The sequence below is a fragment of the Peribacillus sp. FW305-BF15 genome, from assembly GCF_058783805.1.
In genome coordinates this window covers 268,419-288,155 of sequence record NZ_JBYSYV010000003.1, presented here as the reverse complement: position 1 = coordinate 288,155, position 19,737 = coordinate 268,419, and the positions used below count along the sequence as shown (strand labels likewise).

The following is a 19,737-nucleotide window of genomic DNA, read 5'->3' as shown; positions in this document are numbered from 1 at the left end:
ATGAAAAAGGTTGGTTTTTTTCGCTCAATTCATTTTAAATTTGTTCTGATTTATGTATTGCTCATTTTCGTGGCAATGCAAATAATCGGGGTATATTTTGTTGGGGAATTGGAAGAAAATCTTGTCGGGAACTTTACGAAATCAATAAAAGGTCACGTTAACCTGCTTACCTACAGTATTGGTGAAGAAATGGAAAAAGAGAGGGGAGAGGAGGATCCGACCCTCGAAGAAGCGATTGATGCGATATTGAGAGACCGGGATAATTCATCGAATGATATTTCGGAAGTACGTGTCATCGACACCCGCAGCAGACGGGTGATCGGAACTTCAGCCCGAGGTAACCAGGATATTGTAGGGAAGAAGACGACAGAGGTCCTTATCAAGAATACGCTCACTTTTGGAAAAGAAGATAGTGATATATTTCGCGAGAAGAAAACAGGCAGGCGGCTCTGGGTCCTTTCGACACCCATTGAAGCAAATGGGGAGGTCATTGGCGCCGTCTATGTAATTGCCGAGATGGAGAATGTCTTTGAGCAGATGGATGAAATCAATAGCATCTTCATGACGGGTACGGCCATCGCTTTGGTCATTACGGCCATCTTGGGGATCCTGCTCGCACGAACGATCACCAGACCCATGTCTGATATGAGAAAACAGGCCCTTGTGATGGCAAAAGGGAATTTCTCCAGAAAAGTCAGGGTATATGGCGATGATGAAATTGGCCAGCTTGCCGTCACTTTCAATAATTTGACCAAAAAACTCCAAGAGTCGCAATCAAGCACAGAGGGAGAGCGGCGAAAGCTATCATCTGTCCTTGCCAATATGACGGATGGTGTAATTTCAACGGACAGGCGCGGTCGGGTGAACTTGATTAATGAACCGGCGGCACAATTATTGAATGTCTCGAGTGAAACCGTCATGAACCAACCGATCATTGAGGTTTTGGGTCTTGAAGAAGAATATAAATTTGAGGATTTACTGGAAGAGCGAGAGTCCATCATCCTTGATTACAGCAAAAAAAATCATCCTTTCGTTTTGAGGGGGAACTTTTCGGTCATTCAAAAGGAAACGGGATTCGTTAATGGTTTGATCACGGTTTTGCATGATATAACAGAGCAGGAAAAAATCGAGAGTGAACGCAGGGAATTCGTTGCCAATGTATCACATGAACTACGAACTCCGTTAACGACGATGAGAAGTTACCTGGAGGCATTGGCTGAAGGGGCATGGAAGGACGAGGAAATCGCTCCATCGTTTTTAAGCGTGACCCAAAATGAAACGGAGCGAATGATCAGGCTTGTTAATGATCTGTTACAGCTTTCGAAAATGGACAGTAAAGATTACAGGCTTAAAACTGGCTGGGTGAATTTCAATAAATTCTATGACCACATCATCGATCGTTTTGAAATGTCGAAAAATGATGACATCACGTTTAAGCGTGATTTGCCGAAGGAAGCTTATTTTGTGGATATTGATGAAGATAAAATCACCCAGGTTCTCTATAATGTAATCTCCAACTCATTAAAGTACTCACCTGAAGGGGGTCAAGTGACTTTCCGCGTCAGGGCATCTGATGGCTTTATCATTGTGAGCATTACAGATCAAGGAGTGGGTATCCCGAAAAACGTCATTGATAAAATATTCGACCGCTTCTACCGTGTGGATAAAGCAAGGGCCCGTAACTTAGGCGGGACAGGGCTTGGTTTAGCGATTGCAAAAGAGATGGTCGTGGCGCATGGCGGGAAAATATGGGCGGAAAGTGTGGATGGAAAAGGAACTACCGTGTTCTTTACACTTCCTTACGAACAGGAAGAAGAGGATGATTGGTCATGAATTTTGAACGTGCAAAAAGTATAATACTGATTATTTTGGTTGGGACAAGCATATTTTTGACATGGAGCATTTGGACGTACGAGCCTGAGTATGATCCATTTGAACAATCGTCGGAATTCATAAAGATTAAAAGCGATGTCCAGATTGTCAGTGATGTCATTAAACCAGTCAGTATCCTTTTCCATGGCAATGGGCAGCATTTCCAGACTTCCAATCCGGCAGAAATCAATGAAATGGAAAAAGAATTTTCGCAATGGCGTTTTAGAGGCCTAAAAGAGATATCCGTAAACAGGCTGCAAAGGAAATTTGACGATTTTGTCCATGAAGATGGATCGATTGAAATCGAATTCTCCGATGATATTCCCATCTCTCTTTATAAAACGGTATTGAATATAACGGATAAGGAAGTGCCTGAATTTTCGTTTGATCGAATCATCATTAAACAAAAGAATATCAGTGGTAATGAATCTGCCGTTTATTTTGTTTCCTACGATCGGAGAAAGATTTATCAAGGTATGGTCGACTCTAAAAAACTAAGGAATTTCATGGATTCATTTTATCGGGGTTCCTATGATAAGCATCCTGAATACACGGCCGAAACGATAAACAGCAAAAGGACGCTGTTCGTCCCGGAAAACCCAGTGGAGATCAATAGACTTGAATATTATATTGACTATTTGGATATTGGAAACTTGAAAAATGCGTTATTTAGTTTTCCGAAGTTCGTTCGCCAGGAATCGGTTTCGGTCGGTGAGGAATATACGGATGGAACAAGACTTATGACGGTCAATAAAGAGAATTACTTAATTTCTTATATTAATCCGGCACAAAAGAGCAAGTTATTTGACAGTTCCAGTGACCTTTTGCAAAAGAGCATCGATTTCATCAATGATCATGCCGGTTGGGAAAATAACAATTACCGCTTTGCCAATATGTCGGAGAATGAACAACGAGTGGTATTCCGCTTATTCGTGAATGGTTATCCGGCCTTCAATGAATCTGGAATGACGGAAATCGAGCAAATTTGGGGGAAAGAAGAAATTTATAGCTATGATCGTCCATATTTTAAACTTGATTCAGTCCTCCCGTCAGTAGGATCGGCAAAGACTTTACCAAGCGGTAAAGAAGTAGTGAATCAGCTGAAATCGAAAGATAATGTCGATTTCAATAGCGTGGAGGACATCTCGATAGGCTATAGATTGGATAAATCCCTGGATTCCAAACTTGTAACTCTAGTTACACTTGAGCCCACTTGGTATTATCGTATCGGCGATAAATGGTTTATTGTGCCTTTTGAAGAAGGAGGCGGTCAAAGTGGATTGGAATAATACAAAGTCGATTTTCATCATGGTTTTCTTCGTTTTGAATATTTTTCTTCTTTATCAATTCCTGGAAAAGATTAATGACTCCCAATATGAAAGTTTCACGGAGTCCACTACGGAAGAACTGTTGAAAGAAGATGAGATTTCCATAGAAACCCCTCTTCCGAAACAAAAGTCGGATCAATTCCTGATTGCCCAAAGCAAGACTTTCGAGAAGAAAGATATACAGTACCTGAAAAATCAAAAAGCAAAAATCATCGATGATAAGAAGCTTGTGGGTACATTTAAAACACCGGTTGGCATGAAAGCGGAAATTAATGCTGCAGACCTTGATATATTCCTGAAGGAGTATATATTAAAAGGAAATGAATATCATTATTGGAGCTATGATGAAATCAGCCAGACCATCACCTGCTATCAAGTGGAAGATAAAAAGATGTTTTATAATAATAGTAAGGGGAAGGTCACTCTATATCTGAACAAGAAGGGTGAAATCGTTTCCTATGAACAGATGTATTTAGAGGAAATCAAAAAATTCAATAAACCTAAAGAATTGAAATCTGCCATAACTGCTATTGGAGCATTGTATGACAATGATGATATTGATCCCAAAAGCAAAGTCACGAATGTAAAATTGGGATATTACAATTCGCTGCAGACGACATCTGTGTCACATTTACTTGTGCCAACATGGTGGGTGGTAATTGATGACGAAACGGATCTCTTCGTGAATGCTTTTGATGGAGAGGTCATTGAATTGAATACAGAAGAAAAAATACTGGAGTGAGTATAGATGACAATGCATTTTAGTGTTCTCGCAAGCGGGAGTACGGGAAATGCCTTTTTCGTGGAAACGGAGGATCAATCATTCCTCGTCGATGCCGGCTTAAGCGGTAAAGCCCTGGAAGCATTGTTTCAGGATATAGGCCGTGATATGTCCAAGCTATCCGGTATCCTTGTTACCCATGAACACAGCGACCATATTAAAGGTCTTGGCGTGGTTGCCAGAAAACATAAACTCCCGATATATGCGAATGCAAAAACATGGAATGCCATGGAGCGATCGATCGGTGAAATTGGAACCGAACAAAAATTCACATTTGAAATGGAACAGGTCAAAACGTTCGGCAGCCTTGATATAGAATCTTTCGGCGTTTCACATGATGCGGCAGAGCCGATGTTTTACGTCTTTCATCATGAAGATAAGAAACTTGTGGTCATTACCGATACAGGGTACGTAAGCGATCGGATGAAAGGAATCATCTCAAATGCCGATGCTTATGTATTCGAAAGTAACCATGATGTGTCCATGCTAAGGATGGGAAAATATCCATGGAGCATCAAGCGCCGGATTTTAAGTGATGTCGGACATGTTTGTAATGAAGACGCTGCCCTTGCAATGAGCGAAGTGGCCGGTGATAAGACCAAGCGGATTTACCTGGCCCACTTAAGCCTTGATAACAATATGAAGGATCTAGCAAGAATGTCGGTGGAACAGACGTTAAAGACAAAGGGAATCATCGTGGGTGAACAATTTTCCTTATATGATACTGACCCGAAAAGACCAACGGAACTTGTTACATTATAAATGAAAGGAATGGATGAGGGATACCTTGTTCATTCCTTTTTTATTTTTAAAAATTTCGATTCGTAAGTTACGAATCGGATTAAAAGGGGTATCGTTTGGTTAGAACTGTATAGGTAAAAGGAAAAGGGCTGATACTAGTCAATTTCATGTTGCCCCTTAAATTAAGCATGCTTTTTTTTAGAAAAATTTCGGTAATTGAGTATAATTGAGGGAGGATACCAAACAATAGAATTGCTATAATACATTACTAAAATGAGAGGATGGGGCGGTCTTGGGTTATTATGATCAGAATGATGAGAACCAAAATAAACGAAAAAAAAGCCATACGAGCTATTTTCTAGCAGGCTTGGGGGGCGCCATCATCGGGGCCTTACTTATTTTATTAGTCTTTCCGGGAAGCGGACTGTTAAATAACGATGAAAAAGAAAGTACAACGGAAAAATCAACGGAGAGAAGGACCACGGAGCAGTCCCAGCAAAACCTTACTCTGGATGTAACAAGTGCTGTCACCAATGCTGTAGATAAGGCCAGCGACGCAGTGGTCGGAATCACTAACATTCAGAAAACGAACTTCTGGGGTCAAGGGACCAATGCCGAGGACAGTTCGGCGGAAGCCGGCACTGGTTCTGGAGTCGTCTACAAAAAAGATGGGGGCAAAGCCTATATCGTCACGAATAATCACGTCATTGAAGGCGCTAATGAACTAGAAGTTACATTAAGTGATGGCACAAAATTGCCAGCTGAACTACAAGGTAGTGATCCATGGACAGATTTAGCTGTCATTGTCGTGAATAGTGATAAAGTCAAAACCATTGCTGAATTCGGAAAATCCGGCAAATTGAAACCTGGTGAGCCCGTCATTGCCATTGGCAATCCATTAGGCCTTCAATTCTCCGGGTCGATCACACAAGGGATCATCTCCGGTTTGGAGCGCACGATAGAGGTGGATATCAATGAGGACGGACAAGTGGATTGGAATGCGGAGGTCATCCAGACCGATGCGGCGATTAACCCAGGTAACAGCGGGGGGGCACTCGTTAATATGTCAGGGCAGGTCATCGGAATAAATTCGATGAAGATTGCGGAAAATGCAGTGGAAGGAATCGGTCTTTCCATTCCGATCGATTCAGTTATACCGATTATTAATGATATAGAGGAATTTGGTGAAGTGAAACGTGCCTTCTTGGGTGTGAATTTGGCATCTGTAGAAGAGATTTCCCAATACCATCAACAAAATACATTAAAGCTACCAAGAAAAGTTACATCTGGCGTTGCAATAACAGGCGTTCAAAGCAACTCTCCAGCATCCAAAGCAGGATTGAAGGAATTTGACGTCATTATTGGAATGGATAATGAAAAAATTCATGACGTTGTGGAATTACGAAAATACCTTTACAACGAAAAGAAAATCGGTGATAAAGTTAAAATCATTTATTACCGTGACGGAAAGAAAGAAACTACGGAAGTCAAACTTTCAAGCAGCGAAATTTAAATCACAAAAGGACAGGGGGAAAAAATGCCTCCTGTCCTTTCTATTTCCTTGCGCTTTTTTTATTTTTTGTTACGATTACCTGTGGATATATACTTAAATTAAAGATCTCAAGTTAACTTGTGGATAATTGGGAATAGAAGTACTGGGAATAATGAGTGGGAAAGGAGATATGAAGGATGAAATTATATTGCTGTCAGGAACACGTGGACATGGCGTTGGATGAAGTGGTATACGAATGTGAAACCTATCCTGTGTTAACGCTGGTTCCAGAAGAAAATCAGTTATCAACAACCTGTGAATATTGTCGAAACGTGGCAATATATCTAGTAGGGAACTAATATTCCCATACAAGATGTGGATAGATTTTGTGGATATGTGGATAACTTTTGTGGATAACATGTTTGTAACCTGTTCTTAACCTGTTCTTAACATTTTCCGAAGATTAAAGCGGCGGGTGGAATCGTTTAGATCCAAGCATTAGGTAGTATGAATAATCAAGATAATTGTTCGGATTGGAACTAAGTCCAGCCGAATATCTTCAATAATGAAAGTTACCGTTGCCGCTTTCAGGGGCAGCGGTTTTTATTATAAAAGCATTAAAAATTGGAAAGGATATGCTTGTTTTGCTTATAGGTCACTGTAAGGTATGATAATAGGTAGGCAAATCCAACAATTGATAGTAAAAACATAATGAAAGCTAGAGGATATATATGAAAATAACGATTATTACTGTTGGCAAGCTAAAGGAAAAATACTTAAAGCAAGGAATTGCTGAATATACAAAAAGGTTAAGCTCCTATGCTAATATAGAACTTGTGGAAGTACCGGATGAAAAGGCTCCGGAGAACCTGAGTACAGCGGACATGGACATTGTAAAGCAAAAGGAGGGTGAACGAATCCTGGCCAAAGTCAGCCCGGACACCTACGTAATAACGCTTGAAATCAATGGAAAACAGCTTACTTCAGAACAGCTGGCCACTCATATGGATCAGCTTGCCACCTATGGAAAGAGCAAGATTGCATTTATTATTGGCGGGTCGCTTGGACTTGGCACAGAGGTGTTATCAAGAAGCGATTATGCCCTTTCCTTCTCGAAAATGACCTTTCCGCATCAATTAATGAAATTGGTTCTTGTGGAGCAAATATATCGGGCTTTTCGGATAAACAGAAATGAACCATATCATAAATGATAGAGACTGATTCCGGGGGAGTTCCCCTTAATGTAATGGGTTAAAGTATTAAATCTTACTGTAATGAAAAGAGGGTAACGAATGAATAAAGAGTCCATTTATGGTTTAACATTCGAACAATTGACAGCGTGGCTTTCGGACCATGGCCATAAAAAATTCAGAGCTTCCCAAGTCTGGGAGTGGCTTTATAGAACACGTGTGACGAGTTTCTCTGAAATGACGGATGTTAATAAAGAGTGCATAAAATTACTTGAAGAGCACTTTGTCATCCAGACTTTGACTGAGCACGTCAAGCAAGAAGCAGCGGATGGTACGATCAAGTTTCTGTTTAAATTACAGGATGGCAACCTTATCGAAACGGTTATGATGAGACATAAATATGGAATTTCGGTTTGTGTCACCACCCAAGTGGGCTGTAATATTGGCTGCAGTTTCTGTGCCAGTGGGTTATTGGCCAAAAGCCGTGATTTATCCAGCGGGGAGATAGTGGAACAAATCATGAACGTCCAACTGCATCTTGATAAATTGGAAAAAGGTGATGTTGTAAGCCATGTTGTAGTAATGGGTATTGGCGAACCGTTCGATAACTTCGAAAATATGTTAGACTTTTTGAAAGTGCTCATGGACCATAAGGGTCTTGCTATCGCGGGCAGGCGCATTACTGTTTCGACAAGCGGCCTTGCCCATAAGATCTATGAATTCACCGATACTCAATTACAGGTGAATCTGGCCATCTCATTGCATGCGCCGAATAATGAGCTCAGGACGCAAATCATGAAGATAAACCGAGGCATCCCAATAGAAAAATTGATGAAATCTCTTGATTATTATTTAGAGAAAACGAATAGGAGAATTACGATCGAATATATCCTATTGAAAGATGTCAATGACCATAAAGAAGAAGCCGAGCAACTTGCCGACCTTCTTGATGACAAAAAACATCGTCTCTATGTCAACCTGATCCCATATAATCCTGTAGATGAGCATAGCCAATACCAAAGAAGTGACAAAGAGTCCGTTCTCTCGTTTTATGATACGCTGAAAAAGAGAGGCATCAATTGTAAAATCCGCCAAGAACATGGAACGGATATTGATGCGGCTTGCGGTCAGCTTAGAAGTAAACAAATCAAAAAAGCCGAAGCTAAGTAAAATTCATTAAGGAAAAACAAAAAGAGGACGCATATTTTGCGGCCTCTTTTTTGTGTGATTTCATTATTTAGCTATTTCCTTTACCGAGGCGACTTCATACGTTGTAAGCTCGCTGCCTAGAATTGGAGATTCTTTTTTTGCTTCACCGGAACCTGGTTCAGGCCGTTTATGTGCAGCTTTGAATGCATCGCTATTTCTCCAAGCCGTAAAGTTATCAAGGTTTTCCCAGTACATATTAACGCTAAGCTCATCGTGATCCGTCAAATTCTGCGTTAATAATACTTCAACTTTTACGAAGCCTTCCATCGTATCAAGTGGACCTGGTGCAGTAAATCCTGGGGCCATGACTGCACCCATCCCTTTTTTGACTCTGATTCTATTCGTTACGATTATCATAATGAGTCCTCCTTTTGGCCATCGGTTTGGAATATACACCCTTTATTTCCGCAATTTCATACATATTTTAGCATATTGAAAGAAGCGGGGTCCATTTTGATTAACTCCAATCATGTGGGCCCTGAAGACATTGTTTCAATGAAGACGGACGTTTCATTATATTGAAATAGAACTATTGAATTTGGATATTACAAGGTTTATTGGTGCATATCGCGTATAATAGAACTCTGTATAAGGAAATTACGATTATGGGAACAATAAAGCAACATACTAAACAACAAAAGAGGCTAATTATATGAATGAATTGAGTTTTACTGACTATACATTAAGCGATGAAATTGTTAGGGCATTAGAAAGCTTGGGATATCAACATCCAACCGAAGTACAGCGCGAAGTGATTCCAGTGGCGCTGAAAAAGCGGGATCTTGTCGTTAAATCGCAAACAGGAAGCGGCAAGACCGCTTCATTCGGCATACCGATCTGCGAAATGGTCGATTGGGAAGAGAATAAGCCTCAGGCGCTTATTTTAACACCGACACGTGAGCTCGCTGTGCAGGTAAAAGAGGATATTACGAATATTGGCAGATTTAAGAGGATAAAGGCTACTGCAGTTTATGGAAAACATCCATTCGCACTGCAAAAAGCGGAATTGAAACAAAAAAGCCATGTAGTCGTCGGAACCCCGGGTCGTGTTCTGGATCATATCGAGAAAGGGACATTCGCCTTGGAACGCTTAACTCATTTAGTTATTGATGAAGCGGATGAAATGCTGAATATGGGCTTCATCGAACAAGTGGAAGCCATTATTAAGGAGCTTCCGAAAGATAGAGTAACCATGCTGTTCTCTGCTACATTACCTGAAAGTATAAAAAAACTATGCAAGCAATATATGAAGGATCCTTTGGATATTGAAATCAAAGCAAAGGGTTTAACGACGGAGAAAATTGAACATGCCCTTATAGAAGTGAAAGAAGATGATAAGTTTTCCCTGCTTAGAGACGTAACCGTCACGGAAAACCCTGATAGCTGCATCATATTTTGCCGGACGAAAGATAGGGTGGATCAAGTATGTGAACAGCTGCTGGAACTGGAATATCCGTGTGATATGATTCACGGCGGCATGCTTCAGGAAGATCGCCTTGCAGTGATGAATGAATTCAGAAGAGGTGAATTCCGCTATTTGGTTGCAACAGATGTTGCTGCCCGTGGAATTGACATCGACAATATAACCCATGTAATTAACTATGACCTGCCATTGGAAAAGGAAAGTTACGTACATCGAACGGGAAGAACGGGCCGTGCCGGTAAAAAAGGAAAAGCCATTACTTTTGTGACGCCGTACGAAGACAAATTCCTTACCGAGATCCAAGGATATATCGGTTTTGAAATCCCTAAGATGACTGCTCCATCTAAAGAGGAAGTCTCCAATAAAAAAGTGGAATTCGAAGCCAAACTGGAAGCCCGTCCAAAAATCAAAAAAGATAAAAGTGAACAATTGAATAAACAAATCATGAAGCTGTATTTTAATGGCGGCAAGAAAAAGAAACTCAGGGCTGTGGATTTTGTCGGAACCATCGCAAAGATTGATGGAGTGAATGCAGAGGATATCGGGATCATTACGATCCAGGATAATGTTTCTTATGTGGAAATATTGAATGAAAAGGGACCGCTTGTCTTGAAAGTGATGAAAAATACGAAAGTGAAAGGCAAGCTTTTGAAGGTTTCAGAGGCCTTTAAGAACTAAAGATGTCGAATGAAAGAAGCGGGAAGACCGAAAATCGGTCTTCCCGCTTCTTTTTTATGGCTTGGGACAGGAACTTTTCGACCCACCGGGGGAAAATTCGACCTACACACAGATAATTCGCCCTCCCCCGAAATGATCCGTCCTCACTGAAATAGTAGTTTTTTTGTTTATGAGGAGGTTTAGATACTTTCTCCAAATTCTGTTTAACCGTCAAAACAGAGTGGTATATGAGGAAGGATAATGCGATTATTTCGAAACAATAAATACATCTGTTTGTAGAAAAAAGGGGTTTATCTAATTTTAAAACAAAGTTGATTGGAACGTAAGGTGCGGGACTCCTGCGGGAAAAGCGAGTCCAGGGGAGACCCCGCAGGCGCAAAGGCGCCGAGGAGGCTCACGGACCGCCCGCGGAAAGCGAGTGCCTGGAGTCGAAGTCAACGAACCCTGTAGACAATAAACAACGCGATTTAATCTGAATTCTTAGACATGGAGGGATTGAGTGGGATGACGAAAGCAAATGAAAGCGGAAGAATCAATGGGCAAAGTAAGCAGCGGCAGCTGGATCAATATCGAGTGGACGATAATGGGAAAAAGATGACGACTAACCAAGGTTTGCGTGTTTCTGAGGATGAGCATTCTTTGAAAGCGGGAACCCGTGGTCCAACTTTGATGGAGGATTTTCATTTTCGTGAAAAAATGACTCATTTTGACCATGAGCGTATTCCTGAGCGGATTGTCCATGCGCGTGGATCTGGAGCACATGGATATTTTCAGGTATATGAACCGATGACCGAATATACAAAAGCAAAGTTTCTTCAAGACCCTTCAGTCAAGACACCAGTATTCGTTCGTTACTCCACGGTGGCAGGTTCCCGCGGATCGGCAGACTCAGTCCGTGATGTAAGGGGATTTTCCACAAAGTTCTATACGGAGGAAGGAAACTATGATTTGGTCGGAAATAATATTCCGGTATTTTTTATCCAGGATGCCATTAAGTTCCCGGATTTAATTCATGCGGTTAAACCGGAGCCTCATAATGAAATACCTCAGGCGGCATCTGCCCATGATACGTTTTGGGATTTCGTCGCAAACAATGAAGAAACGGCACATATGGTCATGTGGCACCTATCTGATAGGGCCATACCGAGAAGTTTCCGGATGATGGAAGGGTTTGGTGTCCATACATTCCGTTTTGTAAATGAACAAGGTGTGGCCCATTTTGTTAAATTCCATTGGAAGCCTGTACTGGGAGTAAAATCCCTTGTCTGGGATGAGGCACAGAAAATTGCAGGGAAGAATCCTGATTTTCACCGCCAAGATCTGTGGGAAGCGATAGATACCGGGAATTATCCTGAATTTGAATTTGGCGTCCAAATGATTAAGGAGGAAGATGAATTCAAATTCGACTTTGATATCCTTGATCCTACTAAACTATGGCCGGAAGAACAAATCCCGGTTAAAATAATCGGAAAAATGGTTTTGAACCAAAATACGGATAACTTTTTTGCAGAGACGGAACAGATAGCTTTCCATCCGGGGCATGTTGTACCGGGTATTGATTTTTCAAATGATCCGCTGCTTCAGGGACGTTTATTCTCATACACCGATACCCAGCTATCCAGATTGGGAGGACCGAACTTCCATGAGCTACCGATTAATAGGACGGTTGCCCCCGTTCATAATAATCAGCGCGATGGCATGCACCGGATGTCAATAAATCCAGGGCCGGTCAGCTACCACAAAAACTCCCTTGCAGGCAACTCTCCTGAACCTGCTTCGGAAGGGGAAGGCGGCTATGCACATTACCAGGAGAAGGTCGATGGCAGGAAGGTCCGGCAGCGCAGTGAAAGCTTCAAGGATCATTACAGCCAGGCTAAACTATTTTGGAATAGCATGACGGAAGTGGAGAAGGAGCATATTATTCAGGCTTTCCACTTTGAAGTGGGAAAAGTGAAAAGTAAGGATGTTCAGCAGCAAATTGTCGAGATGTTCAGCAATGTGGATGTTGAACTGGCCAAAACGATCGCCATGGGAGTGGGCGTGAATCCTCCAGCCAACAAAATTGAGGTTCAAATGGACTTGGCTTCTCCGGCTTTAAGCCAGGAGCAAATGAAAGTGAACACGGCCGCAACAAGAAAAGTGGCAATCTTGGCTGCAGATGGTTTCAACGATTCAGAGGTTAATCAAGTCTTGGAATCATTTAAATCGGCAGGTATAACGGCTGAATTCATCAGTCATAATCGTGGAGTGGTTACAAGTTCTGAAGGACAGCAGGTCGAGGTGAACCAGACATTCCTGACAGCCGATTCGGTACTTTTCGATGCTGTATATGTAGCAGGGGGGCAGGGGAGTGTCGATGCTTTAATGGCATCCAAGGAACCCATTTACTTTGTTGATGAAGCCTACAATCATTTCAAAGCGATTGGTGCGGGAAAAGAAGGGGCCATGATCTTATCGAAGGCAGGCATCATTTCCAATGATCCAGCTTCAGGCATTGTAGCTGTTACGGATCAAAATAGCGGTTCTGCCTTTATCGAGGCAATTGCCAAGCACCGTCACTGGAAACGCGCTTAATATCTATTGAAAACCCCCAGACTTGAAGTCTGGGGGTTTATTTCAATAGATATTTCGTATCAAGCTACTTTGCTTTTTCTTCAAAAAGTGATGCAATGCCAACGATCACTTTAGTGGACAATATCATATTATCAACGGAAATAAACTCATATTTTCCATGAAAGTTCTCCCCGCCCGTAAAGATGTTGGGTGTTGGCAGGCCCATATACGATAATTGAGATCCGTCCGTACCACCGCGTATTGGCGAGATTTTCGGTTTTATATCGAGTTTCTCCATTGCTTCATGGGCGATATCCACGATTTCCTTCACGGGCTCAATTTTTTCCTTCATGTTGAAGTATTGGTCTTGTAATTCGAGCTGGATTCGGTTTTGCCCATATTTTTCTTTTAAATCTTCGATTACTTTTGTTATATATTCCTTGCGTTCATTGAATCTTTGGCGGTCGAAATCCCTGATGATGTAAGAAAGCTTGGTCTCTTCCACATCACCATGAAAGGAAAGCAGGTGATAAAATCCTTCGTAACCCTCCGTATATTCCGGTGCTTCTGCCGCTGGGAGCATATTATGGAATTCCATGGCGATTTTTGCCGAATTCACCATTTTTCCTTTAGCCGTACCAGGGTGAATATTCGTCCCTTTGATCAGGATTTTGGCGGATGCTGCATTGAAGCTCTCATATTCAAGTTCCCCAAGCGGGCCGCCGTCCACGGTGTAGGCAAATTGGGCACCAAAAGCATCTACATCAAACTTATGGGGTCCCCTGCCGATTTCCTCATCGGGGGTAAAAGCAACACGGATTTTTCCATGCTTGATTTCCGGATGCTTGATCAAATAATCCATGGCAGTCATGATTTCGGCAATTCCAGCCTTATTATCTGCTCCCAACAGGGTTGTCCCATCCGTCGTAATCAAGGTATGCCCTTTATAGTTCTTAAGCGAAGGAAAATCATCAGGTGAAAGAATGACATCCAATTTTTCATGTAAAGTAAGATCTTTGCCATCATAGTTGTCGACGATTTGCGGTTTTACATCTTTTCCGGTGAAATCCGTTGCTGTATCGACATGGGCCAAGAAACCGATTGTCGGAACATCCTTATTTGAATTGGCTGGCAAGGTTGCCATGACATAGCCGTTCCCATCAATTGTCACATCCTTCATCCCAATGGATTGAAGTTCCTTGACCAATGCATTTGCCAAGGTCAGCTGTCCGGGTGTAGAAGGGCATGAGGGATTTTCCTCATTCGATTGGGTATCCACTTTCACATAAGAAGTGAATCTTTCAATGATTTCATTTTTCACTTTTCCTTCAACTCCTTTTCCCCTTATCTTACCATGATTGACTGTAATGGAAAAATTATCTTTTTCCAAATCTTCTTGGGTAGTGTAATCAGCAAAGAACAGCATATCTGCAAAAGACATGCCGTTCCTTCCTATCTCTTTTTAGAGTGGATTATTCAAGGCCCATACAGATACGCTTTTTCCATGAACGGGGAAGGTAGCGAACCCATCTTCTTCAATGGTGATGTGGTCATCTCTATGATAGGTTAAATCACTCCAGATTTCACCAGCACGATGCTCGCCGACGAACATCCTTTTTTCACTGTTGTGGTCTCCATTAGAGATAATGACCGCACACCCCGAGCCTTCTAGCTCTTCAACTCCGTGCCGGACCCAGCCTATCGTATTTGGATCATCAAAGTAATCGGTTTGTTCTCCGTAAGCTTTTTCATACCTAGCGAATAATAGGCGATCCAGGATATCCTTTTTCCCAGGCACCGGAGAAGGTCCGCCGATTCCATAATAGTCTCCGTAAAATACACACGGATAACCGCAAAGTCTAAGCAAGGTAAGTGCATATGCCGATGGCTTGAACCAGTCCTTTACCCAAGACTCCAGGGATTCGTGAGGCTGGGAGTCATGGTTATCGACAAAAGTGACAGCCTCTGCTGGATTGGTTTGGACGAGGGTATCATCAAAGATGGTTGAGAGGTCGAAGTCTGTTCCTGCGTTTGAGGCCTCATGAAATTTATAATGCAGGGAAACATCGAACAAGTTGAGGTCATGATTGGTTTGCTCTAAGTAAGTTTGACAGGCTTTAACATCCGCCTTCCAAAATTCGCCGACCATAAAAAAATGTTCCTTTGTATAAGGAATGAGTTCTTGGAGAAATTCGTTGATGAATTCATAATCGATATGTTTAACGGCGTCCAAACGAAAACCATCACACTTTAACGTATCAACCATCCATTTTCCCCAGCTAATCATTTCCTTACGAACTTCTGGCAGGCTGTAATCGATGTTGGCAAACATTAAATAATCGTAGTTTCCGAATTCATCGATGACATGCTTATTCCAGTGCTTATTTTCGCCTGTGATGCGAAATACACCCATTTTGTCGTTTTCGGCATCATAGTCTGTACCATTGAAATGAGTATGGTTCCACTTAAAGTCAGAGTATTTATTTTTACGGCCCGGGAAATCGAATTTGGTCCAGCCTTCCATTTCGAATGGTTCTGAAATATCTTCCATACGGTTGTCTGGATTGACTTCAATCACCTCAAATTTTTCGGTTCCGTCAGCTCCTGCTTTATGGTTCATGACTAAATCGATATAAACGCAAAGTCCGTAGTTATGACAGGTGGCTATTGCTTGCAGCAATTCATCTTTGGTTCCGTATTTGGTACGAACGGTTCCTTTTTGGTCAAATTCCCCCAAATCGTAACCGTCATATATTCCATATCCATTATCCCCAACGGATTGCCCTTTGGTGACTGGCGGAAGCCAAACACAATCTATTCCTATATCCTTCAACTTGGAGGCTGCGTATTTCAATCTTTCCCAATGAGAACCATCTGCCTCAAGATGCCACTCAAAAAATTGCATCATCGTATGATTTCTTTTCATCCGTTTCCCCCCTGACACCGACCTTATTATTAAAAAAGTGAAACTAATGCAATCGGATAAAGTAATAATGGAAATCTTTACCCACTAAAACCAAATGATAAACAAGTGAACAACCCTCTTGATTGAGGTTCATTTACCTCTCTATTTTACTATTTTATACCAAATAAGGGTATTTTATATTGATTAGCAGTTAAAAATTAATCAAATGGGGAGGAATAACCCAAAAAGGCTATACGCCAATTCAAAAAAGGCATCCCAAATTTTTGGGATACCTCAATTTTTTGTAAGTCTATTATCCTATTAACCTCTTCGTTTAAAGAAGTGGGCGAAAGCTATTGCACCAATTAATAAGAGTAGGAGCACGGAAGATAGAATGATCGTATCTTTGTAGGAGCTGCTTTCCTTTTAAACCATTCATTGTTCTTCCTCCTTTTCCATGATTTTTGACTGCGTTCAGCTTATAAACAGAGTCTTAATAAAGCCTTAAGAACATTTTTATATTCAATAGATAAATAGAGAATAGGCCCCAGTTTTAACCTTTTCTTAATTTTATTGGAATTTACTAACAGAAAAATGAGTGGATTTACTCATTGAGAATAATTATCATTATCAGTAAAATTAGTTCCATGATAATGATAATTATTCTCAATTAATTCAATACATGGAGGTTCACTATGGTAACGAACACGCTCACAAAAAATGATCAACTACTGGAACAACAAAATACAAGGGAATCAAATGCCCGATCATATCCTAGAAGATTACCCATGGCGATCGATCATGCGGAGGGAATTTACTTAACAGACATGGATGGAAAACGATATATTGATTTTCTTGCCGGGGCTGGAACATTAGCGCTTGGACACAATCATCCGGCAGTGCTTGAAGCAATGGAAAAAATTCTTAAGGATAAGCGTCCTTTGCATACATTGGACTTTACGACGCCAATTAAAGAGCAGTTCGTCGATGAAATTTTTGAATGCCTGCCTGAGGAATTCAGGAAAAATGCAAAAATTCAATTCTGTGGTCCTACTGGCGGAGATGCCATTGAGGCAGCACTTAAACTGGTTAAAACAGCGACAGGCAATAGAAGCATTTTATCCTTCCAAGGAGCTTACCACGGGGCAACGCATGCTACCATGTCAATCAGCGGCAATACAAAACCAAAGGAAAAAATACAAGGGTTAATGCCAGATGTTCAATTCCTGCCGTATCCCTATCAATATCGCTGTCCCTTTGGAATAGGCGGAGAAGAAAGTCATAAAATCAGCAGCCAGTATATCGAAAATCTATTGAACGATCCCGAATCCGGATTATTGGCACCTGCAGGAATGATTTTAGAGGCAGTACAAGGTGAGGGAGGCTCCATTCCAGCTCCAATTCCATGGCTTAAGGAAATCAGGAGAATAACGAAAGAGAAGGGCATTCCGCTAATTATCGACGAAGTTCAATCAGGCATCGGCCGTACAGGGAAAATGTTTGCCTTTGAACATGCAGGAATCGTTCCGGATGTTCTTGTACTATCCAAAGCAATAGGCGGAAGTCTTCCATTATCGGTGGTGATTTATAACAAAGAGCTTGACCTATGGTCACCAGGTGCACATATCGGTACGTTCCGCGGAAATCAAATGGCAATGGCAGCAGGAACAGCTACTTTAAAATACATGAAAGAGACGAATCTTGTGGAGCATGCCGCTAAAATGGGAGAAATCTTAAAGGATATTCTTAAAGATTTGCAAAAGGATATTAAGCAAATCGGTGATGTCAGGGGCCGGGGATTAATGGTCGGTGTGGAAATGATCAATCATGAAGAACCGCAAAATGCGAATGGAAGCCATCCTGCTGATTCGCAACTTGCCAGTGCCATTCAACAGGAATGCTTTCAAAGAGGATTGATTCTGGAAGTTGGCGGCAGACATGGAAGTGTAGTGAGGTTCCTGCCTCCATTGATCGTAACGGAATCCCAGCTTCGCGAAGCCACTGCAATTTTTGAACAAGCTGTTCGTGCAGCAGTTGCAAGAGGGTGAATGATCAATGATCGAAATGATAAATAAAACGGATTTTGCATATTCTCGGATGTTTTTGAATAACGAAGAAGGCTTCAACAACTACAGCCAGTCATTGAAAATCATTGAAAAAAAGCTGACAGACTTTTTAAAAGGGAACGATTCACCATACTCTGGGAAAAAACCGTATGAAATCGAAGCAAGATTAAACGAGCTGTCCCTTGCTTCTCCAAAAGGGAAGACAATGGAAGCTGTAGCGGATGAGCTGGCGGAGTTTGTTATTAATGACAGCATCAATGTACACAGCCCCGCTTGTATCGGACATTTGCATTGCCCGACATTAATACCTGCCGTGGCTGCCGAAATGATTATCGGCACGTTGAATCAATCCATGGATTCATGGGACCAAAGCTCTGCTGCCACCTTCGTTGAAGAGCGTTTAATAGATTGGCTGTGCAGCCAGGTGGGGTTACCTGAACAAGCGGATGGGATTTTCACAAGCGGTGGAACCCAATCCAACTATATGGGACTGCTATTGGCGAGGGACGCTTATTGTAAGCGTTTCTGGGGTGTGGATGTTCAGCAGCAAGGTTTGCCAGTCGAGGCGAAAAAATTGCGGATCCTATGCTCCGAGGCTGCCCACTTTACGGTCCGTAAATCAGCGGCACAGCTGGGGCTTGGTGAACAGTCTGTAGTCACGATTAAAACGGATTCAAACCACCGTCTGTCCATGGATGAATTAAATCATCAAATGTCGATTTTAGAGGAACAGGGTTTACTGCCATTTGCCATCGTTGCAACTTGTGGAACAACGGATTTCGGTTCAATCGATCCATTACATGAATTGTCCGAAGCGGCAAGGAAAAATGGGATATGGCTGCATGTGGACGCCGCATATGGAGGCGCGATGATTTTAAGTAAGGATTACAAAGAGTTAATCAGCGGAATTGAACGGGCCGACTCGATTACGGTTGATTTTCACAAATTATTCTATCAACCCATCAGTTGTGGTGCTTTTCTTGTCTCTGACAGCAACTCATTTCAATATATCCAGCATCACGCCGATTACTTGAATCCACAGGAAGATGAAGCCGAGGGCATGGTTCATTTAGTCAATAAATCGGTTCAAACGACGAGAAGGTTCGACGCATTGAAACTCTGGATGTCATTAAAGGTCGTTGGACTGGATACCTTTGCCGATATGATCGACTATACTTGTCATCTTGCACGTAAAGTGGCAGCGAAGATTGATAAGGAGGAAGGATTCACAGTATTAAATAAAGAACCCGAATTGAATGCGGTTGTATTCCGTTATAATCCCGAGGGAGAAAGTGATCAGTTAGTCAATCTATTAAATAAACAGATTCAGCAAGAATTACTGAAAAGCGGACGGGCATTTTTAGCAAAAACGCGTTTTGACGGACAGGTATATTTAAAAATGACACTATTGAATCCAATGACAAGCCTTGAACACATAGAGGGAATTTTAGATGAAATCCGAGTATTAGGTGAAATGTTCAAGATGATGGAGGAATGAA

At 41.7% G+C, this 19,737-nt stretch carries 15 protein-coding genes; 12 read left to right on the top strand and 3 right to left on the bottom strand.

The genetic code is table 11. The features are described 5' to 3' along the window. The 8 genes from walK (at window position 1) to rlmN (ending at window position 8,574) form a co-directional block, all read left to right on the top strand. Entirely contained in the window at window positions 1–1,833 is a 1,833-nt protein-coding gene (walK, locus tag AC3WLU_RS04695) for a cell wall metabolism sensor histidine kinase WalK (protein WP_063574575.1), read from the top strand. Then, complete coding sequence (locus AC3WLU_RS04690) at window positions 1,830–3,161, top strand: YycH family regulatory protein (protein WP_063574576.1); 1,332 nt, start codon at window positions 1,830–1,832, stop codon at window positions 3,159–3,161. Before walK ends, AC3WLU_RS04690 begins: the two co-directional genes overlap by 4 nt. Continuing rightward, complete coding sequence (locus tag AC3WLU_RS04685; RefSeq protein ID WP_063574577.1) at window positions 3,148–3,942, top strand: two-component system regulatory protein YycI; 795 nt, start codon at window positions 3,148–3,150, stop codon at window positions 3,940–3,942. Before AC3WLU_RS04690 ends, AC3WLU_RS04685 begins: the two co-directional genes overlap by 14 nt. Before the next feature lie 6 nt (window positions 3,943–3,948). Next, a complete protein-coding gene (locus AC3WLU_RS04680) occupies window positions 3,949–4,743 on the top strand; it encodes an MBL fold metallo-hydrolase (RefSeq protein WP_063574578.1) in 795 nt (264 codons plus the stop codon). A gap of 271 nt (window positions 4,744–5,014) precedes the next feature. Further along, window positions 5,015–6,235 (top strand): S1C family serine protease, encoded by a 1,221-nt coding sequence (locus AC3WLU_RS04675; protein WP_487373711.1) that lies wholly within the window; start codon window positions 5,015–5,017, stop codon window positions 6,233–6,235. A gap of 176 nt (window positions 6,236–6,411) precedes the next feature. Continuing rightward, a complete protein-coding gene (locus AC3WLU_RS04670) occupies window positions 6,412–6,573 on the top strand; it encodes a CxxH/CxxC protein (protein ID WP_065310847.1) in 162 nt (53 codons plus the stop codon). A 372-nt stretch (window positions 6,574–6,945) separates the two neighbouring features. Beyond that, complete coding sequence (gene rlmH / locus AC3WLU_RS04665; RefSeq protein WP_057278267.1) at window positions 6,946–7,425, top strand: 23S rRNA (pseudouridine(1915)-N(3))-methyltransferase RlmH; 480 nt, start codon at window positions 6,946–6,948, stop codon at window positions 7,423–7,425. An 81-nt stretch (window positions 7,426–7,506) separates the two neighbouring features. Further along, complete coding sequence (gene rlmN / locus AC3WLU_RS04660; RefSeq protein ID WP_095678798.1) at window positions 7,507–8,574, top strand: dual-specificity RNA methyltransferase RlmN; 1,068 nt, start codon at window positions 7,507–7,509, stop codon at window positions 8,572–8,574. A gap of 63 nt (window positions 8,575–8,637) precedes the next feature. On the opposite strand, the gene AC3WLU_RS04655 is transcribed toward rlmN, so the two are convergent. Beyond that, window positions 8,638–8,970 (bottom strand): heme oxygenase, encoded by a 333-nt coding sequence (locus AC3WLU_RS04655; RefSeq protein ID WP_057278265.1) that lies wholly within the window; start codon window positions 8,968–8,970, stop codon window positions 8,638–8,640. A 295-nt stretch (window positions 8,971–9,265) separates the two neighbouring features. On the opposite strand from AC3WLU_RS04655, the gene AC3WLU_RS04650 reads away from it, so the two are divergent. Both AC3WLU_RS04650 and AC3WLU_RS04645 read left to right on the top strand, forming a co-directional pair. Next, the gene (locus AC3WLU_RS04650; RefSeq protein WP_283929737.1) at window positions 9,266–10,714 is read left to right on the top strand and encodes a DEAD/DEAH box helicase; all 1,449 of its coding nucleotides are present in this window, start codon (window positions 9,266–9,268) and stop codon (window positions 10,712–10,714) included. 504 nt (window positions 10,715–11,218) lie between these two features. Continuing rightward, complete coding sequence (locus AC3WLU_RS04645; RefSeq protein ID WP_463501253.1) at window positions 11,219–13,288, top strand: catalase; 2,070 nt, start codon at window positions 11,219–11,221, stop codon at window positions 13,286–13,288. 64 nt (window positions 13,289–13,352) lie between these two features. Here AC3WLU_RS04645 and pepT read toward each other — a convergent pair whose 3' ends face one another. Continuing rightward, entirely contained in the window at window positions 13,353–14,588 is a 1,236-nt protein-coding gene (gene pepT / locus AC3WLU_RS04640) for a peptidase T (RefSeq protein WP_463503177.1), read from the bottom strand. Window positions 14,589–14,729: 141 nt separating this feature from the next. After that, window positions 14,730–16,193: an alpha-amylase gene (locus AC3WLU_RS04635; RefSeq protein WP_063574584.1), complete on the bottom strand. Its 1,464-nt coding sequence runs from the start codon at window positions 16,191–16,193 to the stop codon at window positions 14,730–14,732. Between the two features lie 674 nt (window positions 16,194–16,867). Between AC3WLU_RS04635 and AC3WLU_RS04630 the strand changes: the two genes are divergently transcribed. After that, window positions 16,868–18,220, top strand: coding sequence for an aspartate aminotransferase family protein (locus AC3WLU_RS04630; protein ID WP_106027162.1), 1,353 nt, complete (start codon window positions 16,868–16,870; stop codon window positions 18,218–18,220). A 7-nt stretch (window positions 18,221–18,227) separates the two neighbouring features. Then, window positions 18,228–19,736, top strand: coding sequence for a pyridoxal phosphate-dependent decarboxylase family protein (locus tag AC3WLU_RS04625; RefSeq protein ID WP_492596884.1), 1,509 nt, complete (start codon window positions 18,228–18,230; stop codon window positions 19,734–19,736). Window position 19,737: the final 1 nt, after the last annotated feature.